At 62.0% G+C, this 19,259-nt stretch carries 15 protein-coding genes, 1 tRNA gene and 1 pseudogene; 8 read left to right on the top strand and 9 right to left on the bottom strand.

From position 1 onward, the window contains the following. The first annotated feature begins 124 nt into the window (after positions 1-124). The 5 genes and pseudogenes from ACP7D4_RS08865 to ACP7D4_RS08845 form a co-directional block, all read left to right on the top strand. A complete protein-coding gene (locus ACP7D4_RS08865; RefSeq protein ID WP_426107740.1) occupies positions 125-1,690 on the top strand; it encodes an HAL/PAL/TAL family ammonia-lyase in 1,566 nt (521 codons plus the stop codon). A 252-nt stretch (positions 1,691-1,942) separates the two neighbouring features. Continuing rightward, positions 1,943-3,187 carry an AMP-binding protein gene (locus ACP7D4_RS08860; protein WP_426107739.1) on the top strand — a complete coding sequence of 415 codons (1,245 nt, stop codon included), beginning with the start codon at positions 1,943-1,945 and terminating at the stop codon, positions 3,185-3,187. 584 nt (positions 3,188-3,771) lie between these two features. After that, positions 3,772-4,365 (top strand): recombinase family protein, encoded by a 594-nt coding sequence (locus ACP7D4_RS08855; protein ID WP_426107751.1) that lies wholly within the window; start codon positions 3,772-3,774, stop codon positions 4,363-4,365. Further along, a complete protein-coding gene (locus ACP7D4_RS08850; RefSeq protein WP_426208699.1) occupies positions 4,362-7,379 on the top strand; it encodes a Tn3 family transposase in 3,018 nt (1,005 codons plus the stop codon). The genes ACP7D4_RS08855 and ACP7D4_RS08850 overlap by 4 nt, the downstream gene beginning before the upstream one ends. Positions 7,380-7,536: 157 nt before the next feature. Then, positions 7,537-7,662, top strand: a pseudogene (locus tag ACP7D4_RS08845) (M13-type metalloendopeptidase); the annotation flags it as partial. A gap of 27 nt (positions 7,663-7,689) precedes the next feature. Here ACP7D4_RS08845 and ACP7D4_RS08840 read toward each other — a convergent pair. Together ACP7D4_RS08840 and ACP7D4_RS08835 are read right to left on the bottom strand one after the other, a co-directional pair. Next, entirely contained in the window at positions 7,690-9,153 is a 1,464-nt protein-coding gene (locus tag ACP7D4_RS08840) for a PLP-dependent aminotransferase family protein (RefSeq protein WP_426208697.1), read from the bottom strand. A gap of 9 nt (positions 9,154-9,162) precedes the next feature. After that, entirely contained in the window at positions 9,163-9,747 is a 585-nt protein-coding gene (locus tag ACP7D4_RS08835; protein WP_426208696.1) for a LysE family translocator, read from the bottom strand. Between the two features lie 280 nt (positions 9,748-10,027). Between ACP7D4_RS08835 and ACP7D4_RS08830 the strand changes: the two genes are divergently transcribed. The 3 genes from ACP7D4_RS08830 (at position 10,028) to trmB (ending at position 11,711) form a co-directional block, all read left to right on the top strand. Continuing rightward, positions 10,028-10,101, top strand: a tRNA-Gly gene (locus ACP7D4_RS08830). 147 nt (positions 10,102-10,248) lie between these two features. Beyond that, positions 10,249-10,908 (top strand): CPBP family intramembrane glutamic endopeptidase, encoded by a 660-nt coding sequence (locus ACP7D4_RS08825; protein WP_426208694.1) that lies wholly within the window; start codon positions 10,249-10,251, stop codon positions 10,906-10,908. Between the two features lie 122 nt (positions 10,909-11,030). Beyond that, positions 11,031-11,711: a tRNA (guanosine(46)-N7)-methyltransferase TrmB gene (gene trmB / locus ACP7D4_RS08820; protein ID WP_426107286.1), complete on the top strand. Its 681-nt coding sequence runs from the start codon at positions 11,031-11,033 to the stop codon at positions 11,709-11,711. A gap of 15 nt (positions 11,712-11,726) precedes the next feature. Here trmB and ACP7D4_RS08815 read toward each other — a convergent pair whose 3' ends face one another. The 7 genes from ACP7D4_RS08815 to ACP7D4_RS08785 form a co-directional block, all read right to left on the bottom strand. Further along, positions 11,727-12,950 (bottom strand): YbfB/YjiJ family MFS transporter, encoded by a 1,224-nt coding sequence (locus ACP7D4_RS08815; protein WP_426208693.1) that lies wholly within the window; start codon positions 12,948-12,950, stop codon positions 11,727-11,729. Between the two features lie 43 nt (positions 12,951-12,993). Further along, entirely contained in the window at positions 12,994-14,814 is a 1,821-nt protein-coding gene (gene recQ, locus ACP7D4_RS08810; protein ID WP_426107282.1) for a DNA helicase RecQ, read from the bottom strand. Then, positions 14,814-15,647, bottom strand: coding sequence for an undecaprenyl-diphosphate phosphatase (locus ACP7D4_RS08805; protein ID WP_426107281.1), 834 nt, complete (start codon positions 15,645-15,647; stop codon positions 14,814-14,816). Before ACP7D4_RS08805 ends, recQ begins: the two co-directional genes overlap by 1 nt. A gap of 197 nt (positions 15,648-15,844) precedes the next feature. After that, entirely contained in the window at positions 15,845-16,114 is a 270-nt protein-coding gene (locus ACP7D4_RS08800; protein ID WP_426107280.1) for a YkgJ family cysteine cluster protein, read from the bottom strand. Positions 16,115-16,252: 138 nt separating this feature from the next. Then, a complete protein-coding gene (locus ACP7D4_RS08795) occupies positions 16,253-17,641 on the bottom strand; it encodes a multicopper oxidase family protein (RefSeq protein WP_426208691.1) in 1,389 nt (462 codons plus the stop codon). Between the two features lie 14 nt (positions 17,642-17,655). Next, on the bottom strand, positions 17,656-18,972 hold the full coding sequence (locus tag ACP7D4_RS08790) for a TolC family protein (protein ID WP_426208689.1): 1,317 nt from the start codon (positions 18,970-18,972) through the stop codon (positions 17,656-17,658). 2 nt (positions 18,973-18,974) lie between these two features. After that, positions 18,975-19,172 (bottom strand): heavy-metal-associated domain-containing protein, encoded by a 198-nt coding sequence (locus ACP7D4_RS08785; RefSeq protein WP_426208688.1) that lies wholly within the window; start codon positions 19,170-19,172, stop codon positions 18,975-18,977. Positions 19,173-19,259 lie beyond the last annotated feature (87 nt).

The following is a 19,259-nucleotide window of genomic DNA, read 5'->3' as shown; positions in this document are numbered from 1 at the left end:
TGCTTGGGAAATTATGCTCCCATACTTCAGCGGCCCGGTCAATGTTTGCCGATGTCAAGTGTGCAGATCGACGAATAAATTTTGTACAGCCCCACTGCCGACGCCACTCTGTTATGTTAACCTCATGCTCAAGCCTCACACAACGACGTCCGCCTTGACAGGGCGCACCGTCTATTTTGACCGAAACCGCCTCAGAATCGAGGATATCGCCGTCGTCGCCGATGGCCGCGCCCGCGCCATTCTTTCCTCCGACCCGGATTTTCGCGACGCAATCCGGCGCGGCCCGGCATTTCTCGATCGCCTGCTGAAGGAGGAAGGCGTAATTTATGGGGTCACGACCGGCTACGGCGACTCATGCAACGTCCCCGTGCCGACGGCGCTGGTGGCCGAATTGCCCCGCCAACTATACACTTATCACGGCTGCGGCCTGGGAGCGTTCTTGACTCCGGCGCAAACCCGCGCGGTCATGGCAACGCGCCTGACGTCGCTGTGCAAGGGTTATTCCGGTGTCTCCGTCGAGCTGCTCGAACAGATTGTCCGGCTGCTAGACGCCGGGATCTTGCCGCTGATCCCCGCAGAAGGTTCGGTCGGGGCCAGCGGCGACCTGACGCCCTTATCCTACCTCGCTGCGGTGCTGTGCGGCGAACGAGAGGCCTGGCGCGATGGCGAAACGGTTACCGCCGCTCAGGCTTTGCGCGACGCCGGCATTGAACCGCTGCGCCTGCGCCCAAAAGAAGCGCTGGCGATCATGAACGGCACTGCCGTGATGACCGGACTTGCCGTGCTCGCCTACGGAAGTGCCGATTACCTGGGCCAACTGGTGACGCGGATTACAGCGATGGCGTCGGTCGCCCTCGACGGCAACGCCCACCATTTTGATGACATCCTGTTTTCGGTCAAACCGCATCCGGGCTTGCAGCGGGTAGCTGCGCGCATCCGGGGCGACCTACCGTTTACTGAGCGTGAGCGCAACGGCGCGCGCCTGCAAGACCGCTATTCGATCCGCTGCGCGCCGCACGTTATCGGGGTGTTGGAGGACAGCTTGCCGTTCTTTCGCCAATTAATCGAGAATGAACTCAACAGCGCCAACGACAATCCCATCGTCGACGCAGACGGTGAGCGCGTGCTGCACGGCGGTCATTTTTATGGCGGCCATATTGCCCTTGCAATGGATACGTTGAAAAACACCGTCGCCAACCTCGCCGATTTAATGGACCGGCAGATCGCGCTGCTGGTCGATACGCGCTACAACAACGGCCTGCCATCGAACCTGTCCGGCGCGACGGGTGAACGCAGGGCGATCAATCATGGACTAAAGGCTTTACAGATCAGCTGTTCGGCCTGGACCGCAGAGGCGCTCAAGCTCACCATGCCTGCGTCGGCTTTCTCGCGCTCGACCGAGTGCCACAACCAGGACAAGGTCAGCATGGGCACCATCGCGGCCCGCGACTGCCTGCGTGTGATCGAGCTGACCGAGCAGGTGGGAGCAGCCTTGCTGGTCGCCGTTCAGCAAGCTGTGCGACTGCGCTGCGAGTCGAATCCAGCGCTGATGCTGTCGGCACCGCTTGCAACCATGATGGCCGCGCTCGCTAACGACGTGGCGCCAATCCTGGAAGACCGGCGTCTCGATACCGACTTGCACTTGCTGCTCAAGCGAATTCGCGACAAGGCATGGTGCCTCTACGGCTAAGCGCGTCAAACTTGTCATAAGCGAATAGTTTGAATGAAGATATTCTGACGTGGTGTTCATCGCTAGTAAATTGGCAATAGTTGAGCCGCAGTCTGCTCTCTAGTGCAGGCTGCGTCTGTGGTAAATTTGGAGAATAGTTTGAACACACTGGAAGTCAGCGCCGTCGGCAAAACGGCTATCTCCCACCTGAGGGGCGCCATCAGCGCAGCCTCGTGCGGGACCGTTGTGAAGCGCAACTGATCAATCGAAAGCATGATGACACTTGAACGGCCGGTGAATCCCGCCTGGTGGGAGCATGATCAGCACCTGCTGCATTTCGTTTGCGACCTGATAGACGGGGAGCTGTCGATGATGCGGCGCAGCCGCATTGACACGCCATTGCCTTGGGCTGAGTCGCTCCACATTGGGCGCGATCTCGCTGTCGATTCGCTGGAGTTGCTCGCGCTCGCGACCGCATTCTCCGAGTCGCTGCATTTGCACCGTTCGGGAATTGACGACTACTTGTTGGGGCGACTGGAAATTCAAGACTGGGTAGCGATTGCCCGCCAGAGCCTGCGCCAATTTTCTTGCGAACTCACGTTCCGCACGTCGGGCAGCGCGGGCGTGCCGAAAGCTTGCACGCATCCCACGTCGACGCTGTGGCAAGAAGTAGCCGAACTGGTGCCGTTGCTGCCGGGCCGTCGGCGCATCCTCAGCGCCGTTCCCCGTCATCATATCTACGGATTCCTCTTTACGGTGCTGTTACCCCAGGCACCCGGTGTGGGCGACCTTGAAGTGATCGATTTGCGAGGCAGCTCTCCGGCCCGCCTGGCACGCGAATTGCGCGACGGCGACTTGGTCGTGGGGCATCCGGAATTCTGGCGCGCGTTCCTTCGCCTGCAGCCGACAATCGCAGGCGGGGTGATCGGCGTGACGTCGAGCGCCGCTTGTCCGGATGAGTTGGCGCGGGCGCTGGAAGTGGCAGGTTTGGACAAACTGGTTCAGGTGTATGGCAGTTCCGAGACCGGCGGTGTGGGGTGGCGCGCGTCGGCGACGTCGCCGTATCTGCGTTTCCCCTACTGGCGGCGGGTCGATGGCAACGCGGGGATGCTCGAGCGCACGCTCCCGGACGGCGCGTGTGCCCGTTACGCAATGCAGGATGAGTTGGAGTGGGTCGATGAACACAGCTTTCGACCCGCAGGCCGAATCGATCAGGCCGTGCAGGTAGGTGGGATCAATGTATTCCCGGCGCGGGTTGCAGCCGTGTTGCGCGAAAACCCTGCAGTGCTGGACGTTTCTGTTCGCCTGATGCGTGCTGATGAGGGCAGCCGGCTTAAGGCATTTATCGTGCCCCTGGACCCGCAACACCATCGCGAGCAGCTCGAAGCGCAACTTGTGGCCTGGGGTCGCGCGCACCTTGATAGTGCCTCCCGGCCAATGGCGTTTTCTTTCGGACGCCAATTGCCAAGGCAGGCCAATGGGAAATTAGCAGATTGGATCATCGAGGCCGCTACCTGACGGCAAGCGGTGCGTACAATTTCAACGAAATCGTTATGCTCCTACTAAACAACATCTGTTTGCTGCAATTTTAAGATCGCTTGGGACGTCTCTTCACTCTGCACTGTCACAGCATCCATCGACGGGATTGCCAAGATTCGCCGCCGGCTGGTTGCGGCCGACACTGATCTGCACCCGGATGGCTGCTACCCACACCCGATACGGATGTCGGCCGCGCTTGTCCGAACTGGTCCTTCAGGGAGCCCGCGATTTCTGTTTTGGTCGACTCGCTGCGCGAGTTTCCACAAAAACAATTATCGCCGAGTCTTCGATGTAACATCTCATGCGGCAAATCTTAAACCCCCAGCAACGGTGAGGTCTATTTCGATATCACTATACGTAGCTAGCCAATGCTGGCCAATCGACTCACGAAGGCGATCCTGAATGGCGGCTTCTGGCCGACAGCCGCCTGTCGTAAAACAGTTGTTTGGCGACAGTTCGGCCGAAACCGTCACGGCGATCCCCAACACCCCCGAAATTACGTACGGAAAATGGTGTCGCAATGGTATGCCATACGCAAATCTCAATCCACTAGTTTTCCGCACATGCTTATCGGCTACATGCGCGTATCGACTGACAATGACCGCCAGTCCACCGACCTTCAGCGCGACGCGCTGCTGGCAGCCGGCGTCGATGTGCGCCACCTGTTCCAGGATCATGCCTCCGGCGCCAGGGATGACCGACCAGGCCTAGCCAAAGCGTTGGAATATCTCCAAACCGGCGACGTGTTAGTGGTGTGGAAACTTGACCGGCTTGGCCGCTCACTGCCGCACCTGCTCGGTATCGTGAACGGGCTCAAGGAAAGGTGTGTGGGATTTCGCTCGTTGACGGAAAGCATGGACACCACCACGCCGTCGGGCGAATTCCTGTTCCAGGTGTTCGGCGCCCTCGCGCAGTACGAGCGCGCGCTGACGCGCGAGCGCGTCATAGCCGGACTTGCCGCCGCCAAGCGCCGCGGCCGTCGCGGTGGGCGGCCGCTGGCGATCACAGGCGAGAAGTTGGACGCCATTCTCACAGCACTGAACGGCGACATGTCGAAGGCGGCGGTATGCCGCAACTTCGAGGTCAAGCGTACTACGCTGATCGAGACGTTAGCAAGGATCGGCTGGCCTGCCGCCACGAAGGCAGCACAGGAATGACGGCCAAGAGCAAGCGACTGACCGTCCTCTCCGAAGCCGAACACGAAGCGCTGTATGGACTACCCGACTTCGACGACGGCCAGCAGTTGGGCTTTCTGGCGCTATCGGAAGCGGAACTAGCGCTTGCCACCAGTCGGCCGAGCATTCCGGCACAGGTCTACAGCATTTTGCAGATCGGTTATGTCAAGGCCAAGCAGACGTTCTTCCGCTTTGGCTGGCTTGACGTCGAAGATGATGTTGCTTTTGTCCTGAGCCGATACTGCCAAGGAGAGGCATTCGAGCACAAGACGATCACCGACCACGAGCTCTACACACAGCGCAGGCTCATCGTCGATCTGTTTGGCTACCGGCAATGGTCTGGTGAGTTCATTCCGCAACTTGCCAAACAGGCCGCACAAATCACACTGCGCGACGTGACTCCTGGATTCGTCGCTACCGAATTGATCGTCTGGCTCAACCAACACAAGATCGTCCGTCCGGCGTACACCACGTTGCAGGATCTCATCAGCGACGCACTGTCGACCGAACGTCGGCGCCTTGCCGATCTGCTGGGCGAAGTGATCGACGAGCCGACCAAAGCCGCGTTGACCCAGCTCCTGGTACGTGATGACACTCTATCTCAACTGGCGGCGCTCAAACAGGACGCCAAGAGCTTCGGCTGGCGTCAGATGATCCGCGAGCGCGAGAAGCGCACCGTGCTGGAGCCACTGCACCGGATCGCCAAGGCTCTACTGCCCAAGCTGGGCGTTTCGCAACAAAATCTGCTGTACTACGCGAGTCTGGCGAACTTCTATACCGTCCACGACCTGCGCAACCTCAAGGCGGATCAGACCCATCTCTACTTGCTGTGCTACGCCTGGCAACGTTACCGGCAGCTCTCCGACAACCTGGTCGATGCGATGGCCTATCACATGAAGCAGTTGGAGGACGAGAGCAGCGCGCTCGCGCAGAAGTCCTTCTTAGCGGAACACGTGCGTCGTCAGCAGGGCACGCCGCAGGTTGGTCGCCTGCTGTTGATCTATGTCGATGACATGGTAGACGACGCCACGCCGTTCGGCACCGTGCGCCAGCGCGCGTACAAAATCATGCCGAAGGACACGCTACAAATCACCGGTCAGCGCTTAAGCGTGAAGCCGATGAGCAAACTGGCCCTGCACTGGCAGGCGGTGGACAATCTGGCCGAACGCATCCGCCGACATCTGCGACCGCTGTACGTCGCACTCGACTTTTCCAGCACCGTCCCCGACAGTCCTTGGCTCGCAGCGCTGGCATGGGCCAAGAGCGTGTTCGCCAAGCAGCAGCGCCTGTCGCAACGGCCGATGGCGGAATGTCCGGCGGCCACGTTGCCGAAACGATTGCGACCATACCTGTTGACCTTCGATGCCGACGGCAAGCAGACCGGACTGCATGCTGACCACTACGAATTCTGGCTCTATCGGCAGATCAGGAAGCGATTCCAGTCAGGCGAAATCTATCTTGACGACAGCCTGCAACACCGCCACTTCTCCGGCGAGTTGGTCTCGATGGACGAGAGAGCTGACGCGCTCGCGCAAATGGACATCCCCTTCCTGCGTCAACCGATCAAAGCTCAGCTCGACGTACTGACGGCCGAGCTGCGCGCGCAATGGCTCGCCTTCAACACCGAACTGAAACAAGGAAAACTGACGCACCTGGACTACGATAAGGACACGAAGAAGCTGATCTGGCGCAAGCCCAAGGTGGAGAATCAGAAGGTCCGCGAGAAGGGGTTTTACGAACAACTGCCGCACTGCGATGTTGCCGACGTGTTCCGCTTCGTCAACGGACAGTGCCAGTTCCTGTCGGCGCTGACGCCGTTGCAGCCGCGCTATGCGAAGAAGGTAGCCGATGCCGACAGTTTGATGGCGGTCATCATCGCGCAGGCGATGAACCACGGCAATCAGGTCATGGCGCGTACCAGCGACATCCCGTACCACGTGCTGGAGACGACGTACCAGCAGTACCTGCGCCAGGCATCGCTCCAGGCCGCCAACGACCGCATCAGCAACGCCATTGCCGCGCTGCCGGTCTTCCCGCATTACTCGTTTGACCTGGATACGCTGTACGGTGCCGTCGATGGTCAGAAATTCGGCGTCGAGCGGCCAACCGTGAAGGCGCGCTCTTCGCGCAAGTATTTCGGGCGCGGCAAGGGCGTGGTCGCCTACACATTGCTATGCAACCACGTACCCATCAACGGCAACTTGATCGGCGCACACGAATACGAGGCGCACCATGTGTTTGACATCTGGTATCGCAATACGTCGGACATCGTGCCAATGGCGATCACCGGCGACATGCACAGCGTCAACAAGGCCAACTTCGCCATCCTGTACTGCTTCGGCCCGCGCTTCACCGCCATGGATAAACAACTGACGGAATTGTATTGCGCCGATGACCCTGGGCTGTACGAAAAATACTTGATCCGTCCGATCGCCCAGGTTGACCTGCCGGCGATCGTCGACGAAAACCAGAACATGAATCAAATTGTCGCCACACTCGGGCTGAAGGAGATGACCCAGGGCTCGCTGATCCGCAAGCTGTGCACCTACACCACGACGAACCCGACGCGGAGGGCAATCTTCGAATTCGACAAGCTCATTCGCAGCATCTACACGCTGCGCTACCTGCGTGATCCGCAGCTGGAGCGCAATGTCCACCGCTCGCAAAACCGCATTGAGTCCTACCACCAGCTGCGCTCGGCCATCGCCCAGGTCGGCGGAAAGAAGGAACTGACTGGGCGGACTGACATCGAAATCGAGATCAGCAACCAGTGCGCGCGCCTGATCGCGAATGCGATCATCTACTACAACTCGGCCATCCTGTCGCACCTGCTGACGAGGTGCCAGGCCAGCGGCAACGCCAAGGCCGTGGCGCTGATCACCCGGATGTCGCCGGCAGCCTGGCGGCACATCCTGCTGAATGGGCACTACACATTCCAGAGCGGCGGCAAGATGATCGACTTGGACGCGCTCCTGGCCGGGCTGGATTTGGGGTGACAAAATTTCCGGGGGTTCCGGCTTAGCCCCCCCAAAAGGAATGTTTTTGATGGTAAGTTATTGAACGGTCCTGTGCAAGCCGTTTCAGGCCACATGCAACGCGGTGGCAGCAAGGTACGCAGTGAAGCGCTGATGCTCGCCATGCTTAAGCGACGAGCATGCGCCCGATGACGTACGTGTCAACACTGCGGTGCGCGATCAAGCTGCTTTTTATGACGCCTTTGGCCGTGTGCCTGGTGACCCGATGTATCTGGCGCCGGCCGAGCGCGTGAGCATCTGGTAGCGAAGTGGTCCCTGAACGGCCGTGCAGTCAGCGCTTGGCATCCGCACTAACCGCGCCGGCCACGCGCGCCAAGCTTGAGCGCGCCCCCGCCACCGCTTGCAAGCGTTCTTGCAGGTAATTGCTCAAGCGTGGATGCTGGCTGAACGCGACGTTGAAGCGGACGTGGCGGTCGGCCGTGTCATTGGCCGAAAAGGCGGCCCCGCGCATGAGTAAAATTTTGTTGCGGTAAGCGTCTTGCACCAGCAAGTCAACGTCCAGACCTTCCGGCATGCTGCCCCACAAAAAAATGCCGGCGTCGCCCGGCTGCTCGAAGACCACACCCGCCGCGCTTAACTGGCGCGTGCTGGCGTTGCGCGCCAACATGATCTTGCGCTGCAGACGGTCCAGATGTTTGCGCAAATTGCCGGTTCTGAGCACTTCCAGCAGCACATATTCGTTTAGCGCGGGCATCGTCATGACGGCATGGATCTTGGTTCGCATCAGCACCCTGAGCAAGGCCGGGGCGGCGGCCAGATAGCCCATGCGCAAGGCGGGGCTGAGCGCCTTGCAAAAGCTGGAGTAATAAATCACGCCATCAAGGCCGGACAGGGAAGCGAGGCGCGTACTGTGGCCTTGCTGAAAATGGCCGTGCACATCATCTTCAGCGATCAAGACGCCATATTGCTGCGCCAGGATCAAGACCTTGTGCAAATTGGCCGCGCTGCTGCTCCACCCCGTGGGGTTATGCAAGGCCGTCTGCACGAACAGCAGGCGTGGACGGTGCTCGCGGCAGGCGGCCTCCAGGGCATCGAGATCGAGGCCATCGGGGCCGCGCTTGATCGACACCAAGCGTATGCCATCCTGGCGCAACCTGCCGAACAGTAAAAAATAACCGGGGTCTTCCACCAGCACGGTGTCGCCAGCTTGCAAAAAGCTACGGCAAATCAAGTCGATTGCATGGGTGCCGCCAAAGGTGGTGAGGATGTGGCCGGCGTCAAAGGCAGCGCCGAAGCCGCGCAGCAGCAGGGCGATGTGCTCGCGTAGTTCCGGTAGCCCTTGGGGCGGACAGCGCGAAGCCATGCCGGCAGGGCTGCGTGCCAGGGCTCGTTGCACGGCGGCGGCCGGCACCGCGTCTTGCAGCCAGGTCGGCGGCAATGCTCCGCTACTTGCCAGCAATACCCCCTCGCGCTGATCGTTTGCTTGCTGCGCCAACCAGACGGGCTCCTGCTCCTCGCCCGCTTCAAGTGCCACCTCGTCGGGAATCGACCTGGCCTCGTTGCTTGTGCAGACAAAAAATCCTGCCGTGCCATGAGAATCGATGATGCCTGCGGCAACCAGCCTGTCGTAGGCCACCACGACGGTGTTGGTGCTGATTGCCAACTGGGTGGCGAGCTGGCGTATCGACGGCAGTTTGGCGCCACCGGGCAGGGCGCGGCTCTCGACCATGTGGCGCAGCTTTGTTTCAATCTGCTTGGAGAGGGCGATGGGAGAGGAGCGGTCGAGGGTGAACATGGTAAAAGTTTAGCGCAAAAACATCACGGCCAGGACCAGCAAGATGGCGCCCATGGTCAGATTGAAGACGCGCTGCTTGCGCGGATCTTCCAGCAAGCGGCGAATCGAGATGCCAAACAAAGCCCACATGGCGCTGCACGGCGTGCCTACCAGCGTGCCGATGACCGCTACCAGCAGAGCGCTCACGACCGTGCTGTGCCCCGCAGGCATGAAAACCGATGCCACGGTAATGGCCTTTACCCAGCTCTTGGGGTTCAGCGCCTGAAATACCGCAGCCTGGGCAAATGACACTGTATTGGCGGGGTGCAGGCCGCCGATCGCCGCCCCGCTCAGCTTCCAAGCCAAAAACACCAGATACAGCGAACCCGCAATACGCAGCATGTGTTGCGCCAACGGATAGGCCAGGAAGACACTGCCCAGGCCCATGCACACGAGGATGGTTTGCACGAACACACCGGCCTGGATGCCCAGGATGGCTGGCAGCGCGGCGCGACCACCGAAGTTGGCGCCAGTGGTGGCGAGCATCACGTTGTTGGGTCCGGGGGTGGCTGACATGACAAGGCAATAGCTCATCAGGGGCAAGAGTTCGGTCATGGCAGGCAATTCGCAGCGTGGAGGTGAGCCCAGTCTAGTGATGCGGCGCGGCGGGGACAAGGCACAAGCCGACGGGGACAGATCGATGCTGTATTAGTCAATTGACAGCGACAGTTGGTTTGTCGATGGGGCGCAGGTTGCCAGCATCAAGGGCGCGCTGGTGGTCCGCCCCGTTGGTGGCTCATGTGGCGATGCGCGGCGGGTCGCCAGAGGCAAAGGCTGCGCCCTGATGAGCCTGAAATTTGTCAGATACGACAAAACCCCTTAGAATACGGATAGTGCGGGTGTAGCTCAATGGTAGAGCAGAAGCTTCCCAAGCTTACGACGAGGGTTCGATTCCCTTCACCCGCTCCAGCCTATACGTGCTGAACACGCATCCGGATCGTTTCCCCCAAAAAATTTACTTGCATCGCCTACTCAACAGTCGCGTCCGGCTGAATGGTTGCGGTATCGTTCAAGGATGAACTCGGGTTAGCCGCGTTTTTCTCGTTAGGGATACTCTTGACTGCTGACTCGAAAATCATTCCCACCGTCGGCGAAGCGTGCTTAATCGTTGCAATTTGTTTCGGCTGGTTCATGCTTGCGTCAATCGACGCTGTTGTGCGCGGATTCCCCACGGTGGCCTCCTTTTCCGATTCCAGCCTCTCCGGCCTCATGGCTGTCGAGTGTTTTTTTGGGGCTATTGCCCTAGCCGTTCTCCACCTCCGTGGCTATTCCATCAAGGAACTGCTGCCCAAGCCGACTTGGCGAGGTTGCCTGGCCGGCACACTCCTGTGTGCTGTGGCGCTATGCGCCTGTTGGCTTGTCGAGCAACTTTTTTCGCAAAGTCAACGAGAAGCGCAACCCATTCTGGCAATCCTTGAAAATGCAAGGCCGACACTTGTGCTTATCTTGGCACTATCGCTGCTCAATGGTCTTTACGAAGAGACCTTCCTGCTCGGCTACCTGATCCGCGGTTTTTCGGCCGCCGGTGCATCATTTGCGCTCGGCCTGAACGTCCTTGTCAGGCTGCTGTATCACCTATACCAAGGTCCCATGGGCGCCGTCTCCGTCGTCATCTTCGGCCTCGTCGTTGGCTACTACTACTGGCGCACCCGGGTTCTTTGGCCATCCGTCTTCGCGCATATGCTGGCCGATGTGTTGGGACTGGCGCACCTTTGACAGGACCAGCTGCAAAGCCATGATTGTTCCCGGCAGGCGGGCAGTTCCGCCCTGTGCGATATAATGCCGTCCGGCCTTTTTTTCCCACTGACCCCATGTCCGCAGATACCCCCAACCGCCCCATGATGTACGACCCGACCGAGCACCGCATCCGCAGTTTCGTCACGCGCGCCGGCCGCCTGTCGATCGCACAGGCGCGCGCGCTCGAAGAACTGGGGCCCAAGTACCTGATCGAATACGCCAAGGCGCCGCTCGACTTCACCGCCGCCTTCGGCCGCACGGCGCCGGTGATCCTGGAGATCGGTTTCGGCATGGGCGACACCACCTCCCACATCGCCAAGGGCATGCCGGAAAAAGACTTCATCGGCGTCGAGGTGCACACGCCCGGCGTTGGCAGCCTGCTCAAGCAGATTGGCGAGCAGGAGCTGACCAATCTGCGCCTGATCCAGCATGACGCCGTCGAAGTGCTCAACCAGATGATCCCGGAGGCGTCCTTGGCCGGCGTGCACGTGTTCTTCCCGGACCCGTGGCACAAGGCGCGCCACAACAAGCGCCGCCTGCTGCAGGGGCCGTTCGTCAAGCTGCTGGCCGAGCGCCTCGCACCCGGCGGCTACCTGCACTGCGCCACCGACTGGGAAGACTACGCGATCCAGATGCTGGACGTCTTGGGCGCCGAAGCGCTGCTGCAAAACACGGCGGAAGGCTATGCGCCGCAGCCCGCCTACCGTCCGCTGACCAAGTTTGAAAACCGCGGCATCAAGCTAGGCCACGGCGTGTGGGACCTGGTCTTCATCAAGAAGTAGCCGCTTGCCCGCTCTTTAAAGCGCCCGCTGGCGCGAGGCCAGCGCTGCGCCAATGAACAAGGCGAGCGCGGAAAAAATCAGCCCGCGCTGCAAGCCGCCCGGTCCGTCGGCGATCCAGCCGACAATGGACGGACCGATGATCTGGCCGAAGGCAAACACGGTAGTAAAAGCGCTGATGCCGGCGGACCAGGCGTGCGCCGGCAAGTTGTGCCGCACCAGCGCGGTGGTGGAGGCCACCACCGAGAGAAATATGGCGCCGAACAACAGGCCCGACAGGAACACCAGCGGCGCGAACTGTGTCAACGCCGGCAAGATGGTCGCCACGCCGAGCAGCGCGTTCAATATCGCCATCGACTGGCCGCCGTTGAAATGGTCCAGCATGCCCGCCCAGATGCGCGATGACGCCATCACCGCAACGCCGAGCGCCGCGTAGAACCAGGTAATGGTTTCGGGCCGCATGCCTTGCTCCTTTAGTAGCGCAATGACGAAGGTCATGTAGGCGATATAGCCGACGCCGAACATCAGGTAGCCCGCCAGCCCGTAGGCAAACGGCCGGATGCGGAAGTGGCCTTGGGTGCCCCGCGCGGCCGGCGTGCCGTCGATCCTGGCCACCACCAGCGCCATCACCACGGTTGCCAACAGGCAGACGGCGCCCAGCGCGACCCACGCCCATTGCCAAGGATGGGCGGCGGCACGCAAGGCGGCGCTGGACAAGGAAAACGGCACCAGCAAGGCGGACAGGAGAATGCCGAACCCGGTCCCGCCATAGTAAATGCCGATCAGCAGGCCCGCACGGCCCGGATGGAGCGAACCCAAACGTGCCGCCAAGACCCCGCCGGCGATAAAGACAAAAGCGCTTGCCACGCCCGCCAGCACCCGCTGCGCCATCAGCAGATTGGCGTCGACCACGAAACCGGAAAGCATCATCACCACGCCGGCCAGCAGCGCGCCGCCAACCAGGGGCGTTTGCGCGCGGCAATGGCGCATCAGGAGCGGTGTCAGCAGCGCACCGATGAAATAGCCCAGCGCATTGCCGGTATTCATCGAGCCGGATAGAAAATAACTCCAGCCCAAGTCGTCGCGCATGGCCGGCAGCAGCAAGGCGTAGGAAAAGCGCGACAGCCCCAGCGAGATGGTCGCGCCCAGCGACAGCGCGAGCGCCAGCAGGAATGGGTGGCGCATCGCCAGCGACTGGTTTGCCGGACGCGCGCTGTGGGATGGGTGCAAAGGTTCGGTCATGGTGAATGGTCAAGCAAGAGCCTCACCTGCGGCTGCGCTATGCTCAGCTCATCTCCATGATCATGGCCACGATTTCGTCGCCGTACGACACCAGCTTCTTTTCGCCCACGCCCGTCACACCGCGCAGCTGCTCGAGCGACGTCGGCTTGGCCTTGGCAATTTCGCGCAGCGTCGCATCAACAAAGATGACGTATGCCGGCACATTGTGCACGCGCGCCGTTTCAACGCGCCACCAGCGCAGTTTCTCGAAAATTTCCTGCTCCGACTTGGACAGGTCCATCTCGATATGCGGCTTGCCCGCGCTCGCCGTGCGCTTGGGCTTGACGGGCTTTTGGTACTGGCGCAGCTGCACCTTCTGGCCGCCCTTGAGCACCGGGCGCGCGGCGTCGGTCAGCTTGAGCGAATTGAATACTTCATGGTCGACCGTGACCAGGCCGAGCGCGATCGCTTGGCGCAAGATGGCGCGCCACTCCGCTTCGGCGCGTTCGCTGCCGATGCCGAACACCGACAGCGAATCGTGGTGCCATTGCTTGATGCGGTCGGTCTCCACGCCGCGCAGCACTTCGATCACGTGGGTGGCGGCAAAGCGCTGGTCGACCCGGTAGATCGTCGAGAGCAGCTTTTGCACCGGCACCGTGCCGTCGAACGACACGGGCGGCACCAGGCAGGTGTCGCAATTGCCGCACGGGGTGGACTGCTCGCCGAAGTATTCGAGCAAGCGCATGCGCCGGCAGCTGAGCGTTTCGCACAGGCCCAGCATGGCGTCGAGCTTCATCGACAGCACGCGCTTGAAGGTTTCGTCGGCTTCGGATTCGTCGATCATGCGCCGCTGCAGCACCACGTCTTGCAGGCCGTAGGCCATCCAGGCGCTGGCCGGCATGCCGTCGCGGCCGGCGCGGCCGGTCTCCTGGTAGTAGCCCTCTATGCTCTTGGGCAGGTCCAGGTGGCACACGAAGCGCACGTCCGGCTTGTCGATGCCCATGCCAAAGGCGATGGTCGCGACCATCACGATGCTCTCTTCACGCAGAAAGCGCGACTGGTTGGCCGCGCGCTTGGGGTAGTCCATGCCGGCGTGGTAGGGCAGGGCGCGGATACCATTTTCGTTCAAGAATTCGGCGGTTTCTTCCACCTTTTTACGTGACAGGCAGTAGACGATGCCGGCGTCGCTGCCATGCTCGGTGGTGATGAAGTCGAGCAGTTGCTTGCGCCCGTTGCCCTTCTCGACGATCTGGTAGCGGATGTTGGGGCGGTCGAACGAGGACACGAACTGGCGCGCGTCGCCCAGTTGCAGGCGCAGCGCGATTTCGGCGCGGGTCTGCTGGTCGGCGGTGGCGGTGAGCGCGATGCGCGGCACGTCGGGAAAGCGCTCGTGCAGGATCGAGAGCTTGATGTATTCGGGCCGGAAGTCGTGGCCCCATTGCGAGACGCAGTGCGCCTCGTCGATCGCAAACAGCGCAATGCGCGAAGCGTCGAACAGGTCCAGGCAGCGCGGCGTCATCAGGCGCTCGGGCGCCACGTACACCAGGTCGATTTCGCCAGTGCGCACCAAACGCTCGATGCGCATCGACTCTTCGTACGTTTGCGTAGAGTTGAGGAAGGCGGCGCGCACGCCCACTTCGGCCAGCGCGTCGACCTGGTCTTGCATCAGCGCGATGAGCGGCGACACGACCACGCCCACGCCGTCGCGCAGCAAGGCCGGGATCTGGTAGCACAGCGACTTGCCCCCACCGGTAGGCATCAGGACCAGCGCGTCGCCGCCACCGGCCACGTGTTCGACGATTTCGCCTTGCTGGCCGCGAAAGGCTGGATAACCGAAAACGGTTTCCAGCAGATGAAGTGCGCGCGCGCCGGTGTCGGGGGCCATTATTCTGCCCAAACTACCCAGCCGTAATGCGCGCTGGCGATGACCAGCACGCCAAAGGCGATGCGGTACCAAGCGAAGACGGTAAAGTCATGGCTGGAGATGTAGCGCAGCAGCCAGCGGATGCACAAAAAGGCCGAGATGAATGCGGCCAGCGAGCCGATGGTAAACAGGGGCACGTCGCTGGAGGTGAGCAGCGCGCGGTGCTTGACCAGGTCATATACGGTAGCGACCAGAATGGTCGGGATGGCGAGGTAGAACGAGAATTCCGTGGCCACCTTGCGCGGCAGGCCGAACAGCATGCCGCCAATGATGGTCGCGCCCGAGCGGCTGGTGCCGGGAATGAGCGCGAGCGCTTGGGCAAAACCGACCTTGAGCGCGTCGAGCATGGTCATGTCGTCCACGCTTTGCACGCGCACGGCGGTTGGGTTGGCCTTCTGGCGCGCCTCGGCCCACAGAATCACAAAGCCGCCGACAATGAACGCAATAGCCACCGGCACCGGATGGAACAGCATGGTTTTGATAAGCTTGCCGAACAAGAGGCCGAGGATGGCCAGCGGCAGGAAGGCGACCACGAGGTTGAGAATGAATTTTTGCTGTTTGGGGTCGCTGAACATGCCGGCGAAAACTGCCTTGATGCGGGCGCTGAATTCCCACCAGACGGCAAACATGGCGGCAGCCTGAATGACGATCTTGAAGACGTTCGATTTTTCATCGGTGAAGTTAAGCAGGCTGCCCGCCAGGATCAGGTGGCCGGTCGATGAAATGGGCAAAAACTCGGTGAAGCCCTCCACCAGGCCCATCACGATCGCTTTTATCGCAAGAATAATATCCATGAAACGTTTTTTCGGTATATGAGGAAAATCGGGCCGGAAGGCGGCGTGCTGCGGGGTCGAAGCTTACCACGAGCACGCTGCTTGACCGTTCCGGCCCCGCAGATTTGCACCAATCCAGGCCGCAACTTTGCGATCTTCGCCGAAAAAAGCGTTTGCTGAGCAGTTGGAGTGCGCCCGGGCGGGGAAGTTCAGTGCGGCTAAGCGGGCGCGGTGGCCAGTTCCAGCGCCGTAATCCAGGCGATGGCATGCTCGCGGGTGGCGCCGCACATCTCGCTCGATGGCTGCAGGCCGGCGCAAAAGGCGGGCCGTTCGGGTTGGCCGAAGATGGCGCAGCCGTTGTCATCGCGCAATTGAATGCAGCGTACCCCGGCCGCTTTGCCGCCGGGCATGCCGGGGATGGGCGAAGTGATGGAAGGAGCGGTGCAGCACGCCCCGCAGCCGGGACGGCAGCTCAGGGGCGGCGTCATGCATGGAGTATACGCTTGGCGAGCGAGTAGGTCGGAAAAGCGCGCAGCGCGCATTCCGACATGGGCCGTCGAGACGCATGTCGGAATGCGGACTGCGTCCTTTTCCGACCTACTTTTTATGATCCTGCAAACGCGCCATCAATGCTGGTGATGCTTGCCCCCGGGCTTGGTCACTTCGATCACCGCCTCGCCGGGCTTGGCCGCCATCGCCGCCTTGTCCGGCGCGCTGACCGGCTGCGGCGCACCGCCGCTGACTTCGCGCGCCACCGTTCCCGGCGGGTGGCGGTACCAGCCCGGGTCCTGGTAGTCGCCCCGCGCGATCCCCTTGCGCACCTTCATGGTGGTAAACATCCCGCCCATGCCGACCGCCCCGAACGGCCCGCTCCCGGTCATCATCGGCAGCGTGTTTTCCGGCAGCGGCATTTCCATGTCGCCCATGTCGGCCATGCCCTTCTCGCCCATGGCCATATAGTCGGGAATGAGCTTGTTGATCTTGCCGAGCACCTCCTTCTGGTCCACGCCGATCATGGTGGGCACGTCGTGCCCCATGGCGTTCATGGTGTGATGCGACTTGTGGCAGTGGAAGGCCCAGTCGCCCGGCTCGTCGGCGATGAACTCGATCGCGCGCATCTGTCCCACCGCGACGTCGGTCGTCACTTCCGGCCAGCGCGCCGTCGGCGGCACCCATCCACCGTCGGTGCCGGTGACGGTGAACTCGTGCCCGTGGATGTGGATCGGGTGGTTCGTCATGGTCAGGTTGCCGACCCTGATCCGTACCTTGTCGTGCTGGCGCATCACCATCGGATCAATGCCGGGAAAGGCGCGGCTGTTGAACGTCCACAGATTAAAGTCGGTCATCGTGTTGACCTTGGGCGTGTAGCTGCCCGGGTCGATGTCGTACGAAGCGAGCAACAGGCAAAAATCCCGGTCCACCGGCATGAAGTGCGGGCCTTTTGGATGCGTGATCCACATGCCCATCATCCCCATCGCCATTTGCGTCATTTCGTCCGCGTGCGGGTGGTACATGAAGGTGCCCGGGCGGCGCGCGACAAATTCGTACATGAACGTCTTGCCAGGGCCGATGCCCTGCTGGGTGATGCCGGTCACGCCGTCCATCCCGTTGGGCAGGCGCTGGCCGTGCCAGTGCACGCTGGTGTGTTCGGGCAGCTTGTTGGTGACGAAAATGCGCACGCGGTCGCCCTCGACGACCTCGATGGTCGGCCCCGGCGACTGGCCGTTGTAACCCCACAGGCGCGCTTTCATGCCAGGCGCGATTTCGCGCACCACCGGTTCGGCCACCAGGTGAAATTCCTTGACCCCGTCCTTCATGCGCCACGGCAGTGTCCAGCCATTGAGGGTGACGACCGGATTGTAAGGCCGCCCGGTGGGCGGATGCAGCGGCGGCGCGGTGGCGGCTTTGTCCATGCTGACCGCTTCCGGCAGCGAAGCGGCGCCCACCCGGCTGACCACCGTGCCGGCCACCGCTGCCACACCCGCATTCTTGAAAAAACTCCTGCGTGTAACCATTGTTCGCTTCCTTGTCAGTGTTGGCCCGCAGCGCCCGTCATGGCGGCCTGCAGGGCCGAATCGGCGATCCAGAAATCGCGCTGCGCTTCGATGGCGGCGTTGACGCTGGCGACCTGCTCGCGCGCGTCGGCCAGCAGTTCGAACACGCTGATGAGCATGCCGTTGTAGCGCAGCAGCTGCTCGTCGGAGATGCGCTTTTTGAGCGGGACCACCTGGTCGCGGTAGTGGCGCGCGACGCCGTAGGCGCTATGGTAGGCCACGTACGACAGGCGCACTTGCGACCGGGCGTCAATGGCGCCGGCGGCGGCGCGCTGCAGCGCCTGCATGTAGGTCGCTTCGGCCCTGGCCACGCGCACGCCGCCAAAGTCGAACAGGGGGATTTCAAGCGATATTTCATACCCCGTGGCGCGCGCGCCGCCAGCTTCGCTGTTGTGCAGATAGCTCACATCGAGCAGGTTGACAAAGCGGGTTGCACGCGTCAGGCCCAGCGATGTGGCAAGGCCGGCCAGTTCCTTTTGCGCCATCAGGATGTCGAGCCGGTTGGCCATGGCCTGTTCTTCGGCGTTGCCGATGGTGCGCGGAGCGGCGGGCAAGTCGGGCAGGCGCTCCGGCAGCACAAAACCCGTTTGCGCGCCCGACAATCCCATCAGCCGGATCAGCTTTTCGCGCTCGGCGACCTGCGCCTGCCGCGCGCGTGCCAGCTGGCCCACCGCGTCGGCCAGGAAGGCTTGCTCGCGCGCCTGCTGCAAGGCGCTCCAGTTGCCCGCCTCCAGCATGCGGCGCGCCAGTTCGGCGCCCGCTTCAGCGGCGCTTTGCACCTGTTCCATGTAGTGCGCAGTTTGCCCGGCCGCGACGGCGCCGTACCACGCGCGCCGCGTTTCATCGGCCACGCGCAGCACCTCGGCGGCAGCGCGCAGCTGCGCCTGCTCGTAGCGGCGCTGTTCCAGCGCACGCGTGAGCGGCATGGTCAACAGGCCAATCACGGGCAGCATCAGCTTGCGTTCGATATCGACGCCGTCGCCACCGCGCAGGCGTCCAAAGGTGAAGGCCGGGTTGGACAGCCGGCCGGCCTGCACCAGGTCGGCCTCGGCGATGCCCAGCTCCGCGTAGCTGGCCTGCAGGCCGCGGTTGTTAAGCAGCGCGATGCTGACCGCGTTTTCCGCGCTCAGCGGCTGGGCGAGCAGGGCCGCGACCGACGCGCGCGCCGGTGCGGCCGGACCGGCGCGTTCGTGCACCAGGCGGCGCACGCCGTCCTGGCCGCCGTCGGCCGAGAGCGAGGCGCAGCCGCTCAGCGCGAACAGCGCGGCCAGGTAGCAGAGAGCATGGCGCACGACTAGGCCAGCGTAGCCGGGTAGCCGGCCGCCGCCATGACGTTGATGACCGCGGCGGCATTGTGCGTGGTGTCGACCTGCACCTGGTGGTTGTGCATCTCGAAACCAATGACGGCAACCGGGTCGAGGGCGCGCAGCGCCTTGGTAATAACGCCTGAGCAGTGCGCGCAGCTCATGTCCGGTACGTTCAGTGTAATCATGTGATGCTCCTTGCGGGAAGATGGCAAATGCTATTCTGGACGTTGCCACTATGGGAAGGTCAAGCCGATTGTATCGTGCGCGCGCCG

The sequence above is a fragment of the Massilia sp. TWP1-3-3 genome, from assembly GCF_049897805.1.
In the GTDB taxonomy this organism is placed as follows: domain Bacteria; phylum Pseudomonadota; class Gammaproteobacteria; order Burkholderiales; family Burkholderiaceae_D; genus Telluria_A.
Note: the sequence above shows the minus strand (reverse complement) of the source record. Positions and strands in the feature narration are given on the sequence as shown.

Bases quoted from the DNA above. Each gene is read 5' to 3' on its own strand.
- ACP7D4_RS08785 (WP_426208688.1), bottom strand. From the start codon at position 19,172: ATGATTACACTGAACGTACCGGACATGAGCTGCGCGCACTGCTCAGGC.
- ACP7D4_RS08865 (WP_426107740.1), top strand. From the start codon at position 125: ATGCTCAAGCCTCACACAACGACGTCCGCCTTGACAGGGCGCACCGTC.
- ACP7D4_RS08855 (WP_426107751.1), top strand. From the start codon at position 3,772: ATGCTTATCGGCTACATGCGCGTATCGACTGACAATGACCGCCAGTCC.
- ACP7D4_RS08840 (WP_426208697.1), bottom strand. From the start codon at position 9,153: ATGTTCACCCTCGACCGCTCCTCTCCCATCGCCCTCTCCAAGCAGATT.
- ACP7D4_RS08805 (WP_426107281.1), bottom strand. From the start codon at position 15,647: ATGGATATTATTCTTGCGATAAAAGCGATCGTGATGGGCCTGGTGGAG.
- recQ (WP_426107282.1), bottom strand. From the start codon at position 14,814: ATGGCCCCCGACACCGGCGCGCGCGCACTTCATCTGCTGGAAACCGTT.
- trmB (WP_426107286.1), top strand. From the start codon at position 11,031: ATGATGTACGACCCGACCGAGCACCGCATCCGCAGTTTCGTCACGCGC.
- ACP7D4_RS08860 (WP_426107739.1), top strand. From the start codon at position 1,943: ATGATGACACTTGAACGGCCGGTGAATCCCGCCTGGTGGGAGCATGAT.
- ACP7D4_RS08815 (WP_426208693.1), bottom strand. From the start codon at position 12,950: ATGACCGAACCTTTGCACCCATCCCACAGCGCGCGTCCGGCAAACCAG.
- ACP7D4_RS08850 (WP_426208699.1), top strand. From the start codon at position 4,362: ATGACGGCCAAGAGCAAGCGACTGACCGTCCTCTCCGAAGCCGAACAC.
- ACP7D4_RS08795 (WP_426208691.1), bottom strand. From the start codon at position 17,641: ATGGTTACACGCAGGAGTTTTTTCAAGAATGCGGGTGTGGCAGCGGTG.
- ACP7D4_RS08835 (WP_426208696.1), bottom strand. From the start codon at position 9,747: ATGACCGAACTCTTGCCCCTGATGAGCTATTGCCTTGTCATGTCAGCC.
- ACP7D4_RS08800 (WP_426107280.1), bottom strand. From the start codon at position 16,114: ATGACGCCGCCCCTGAGCTGCCGTCCCGGCTGCGGGGCGTGCTGCACC.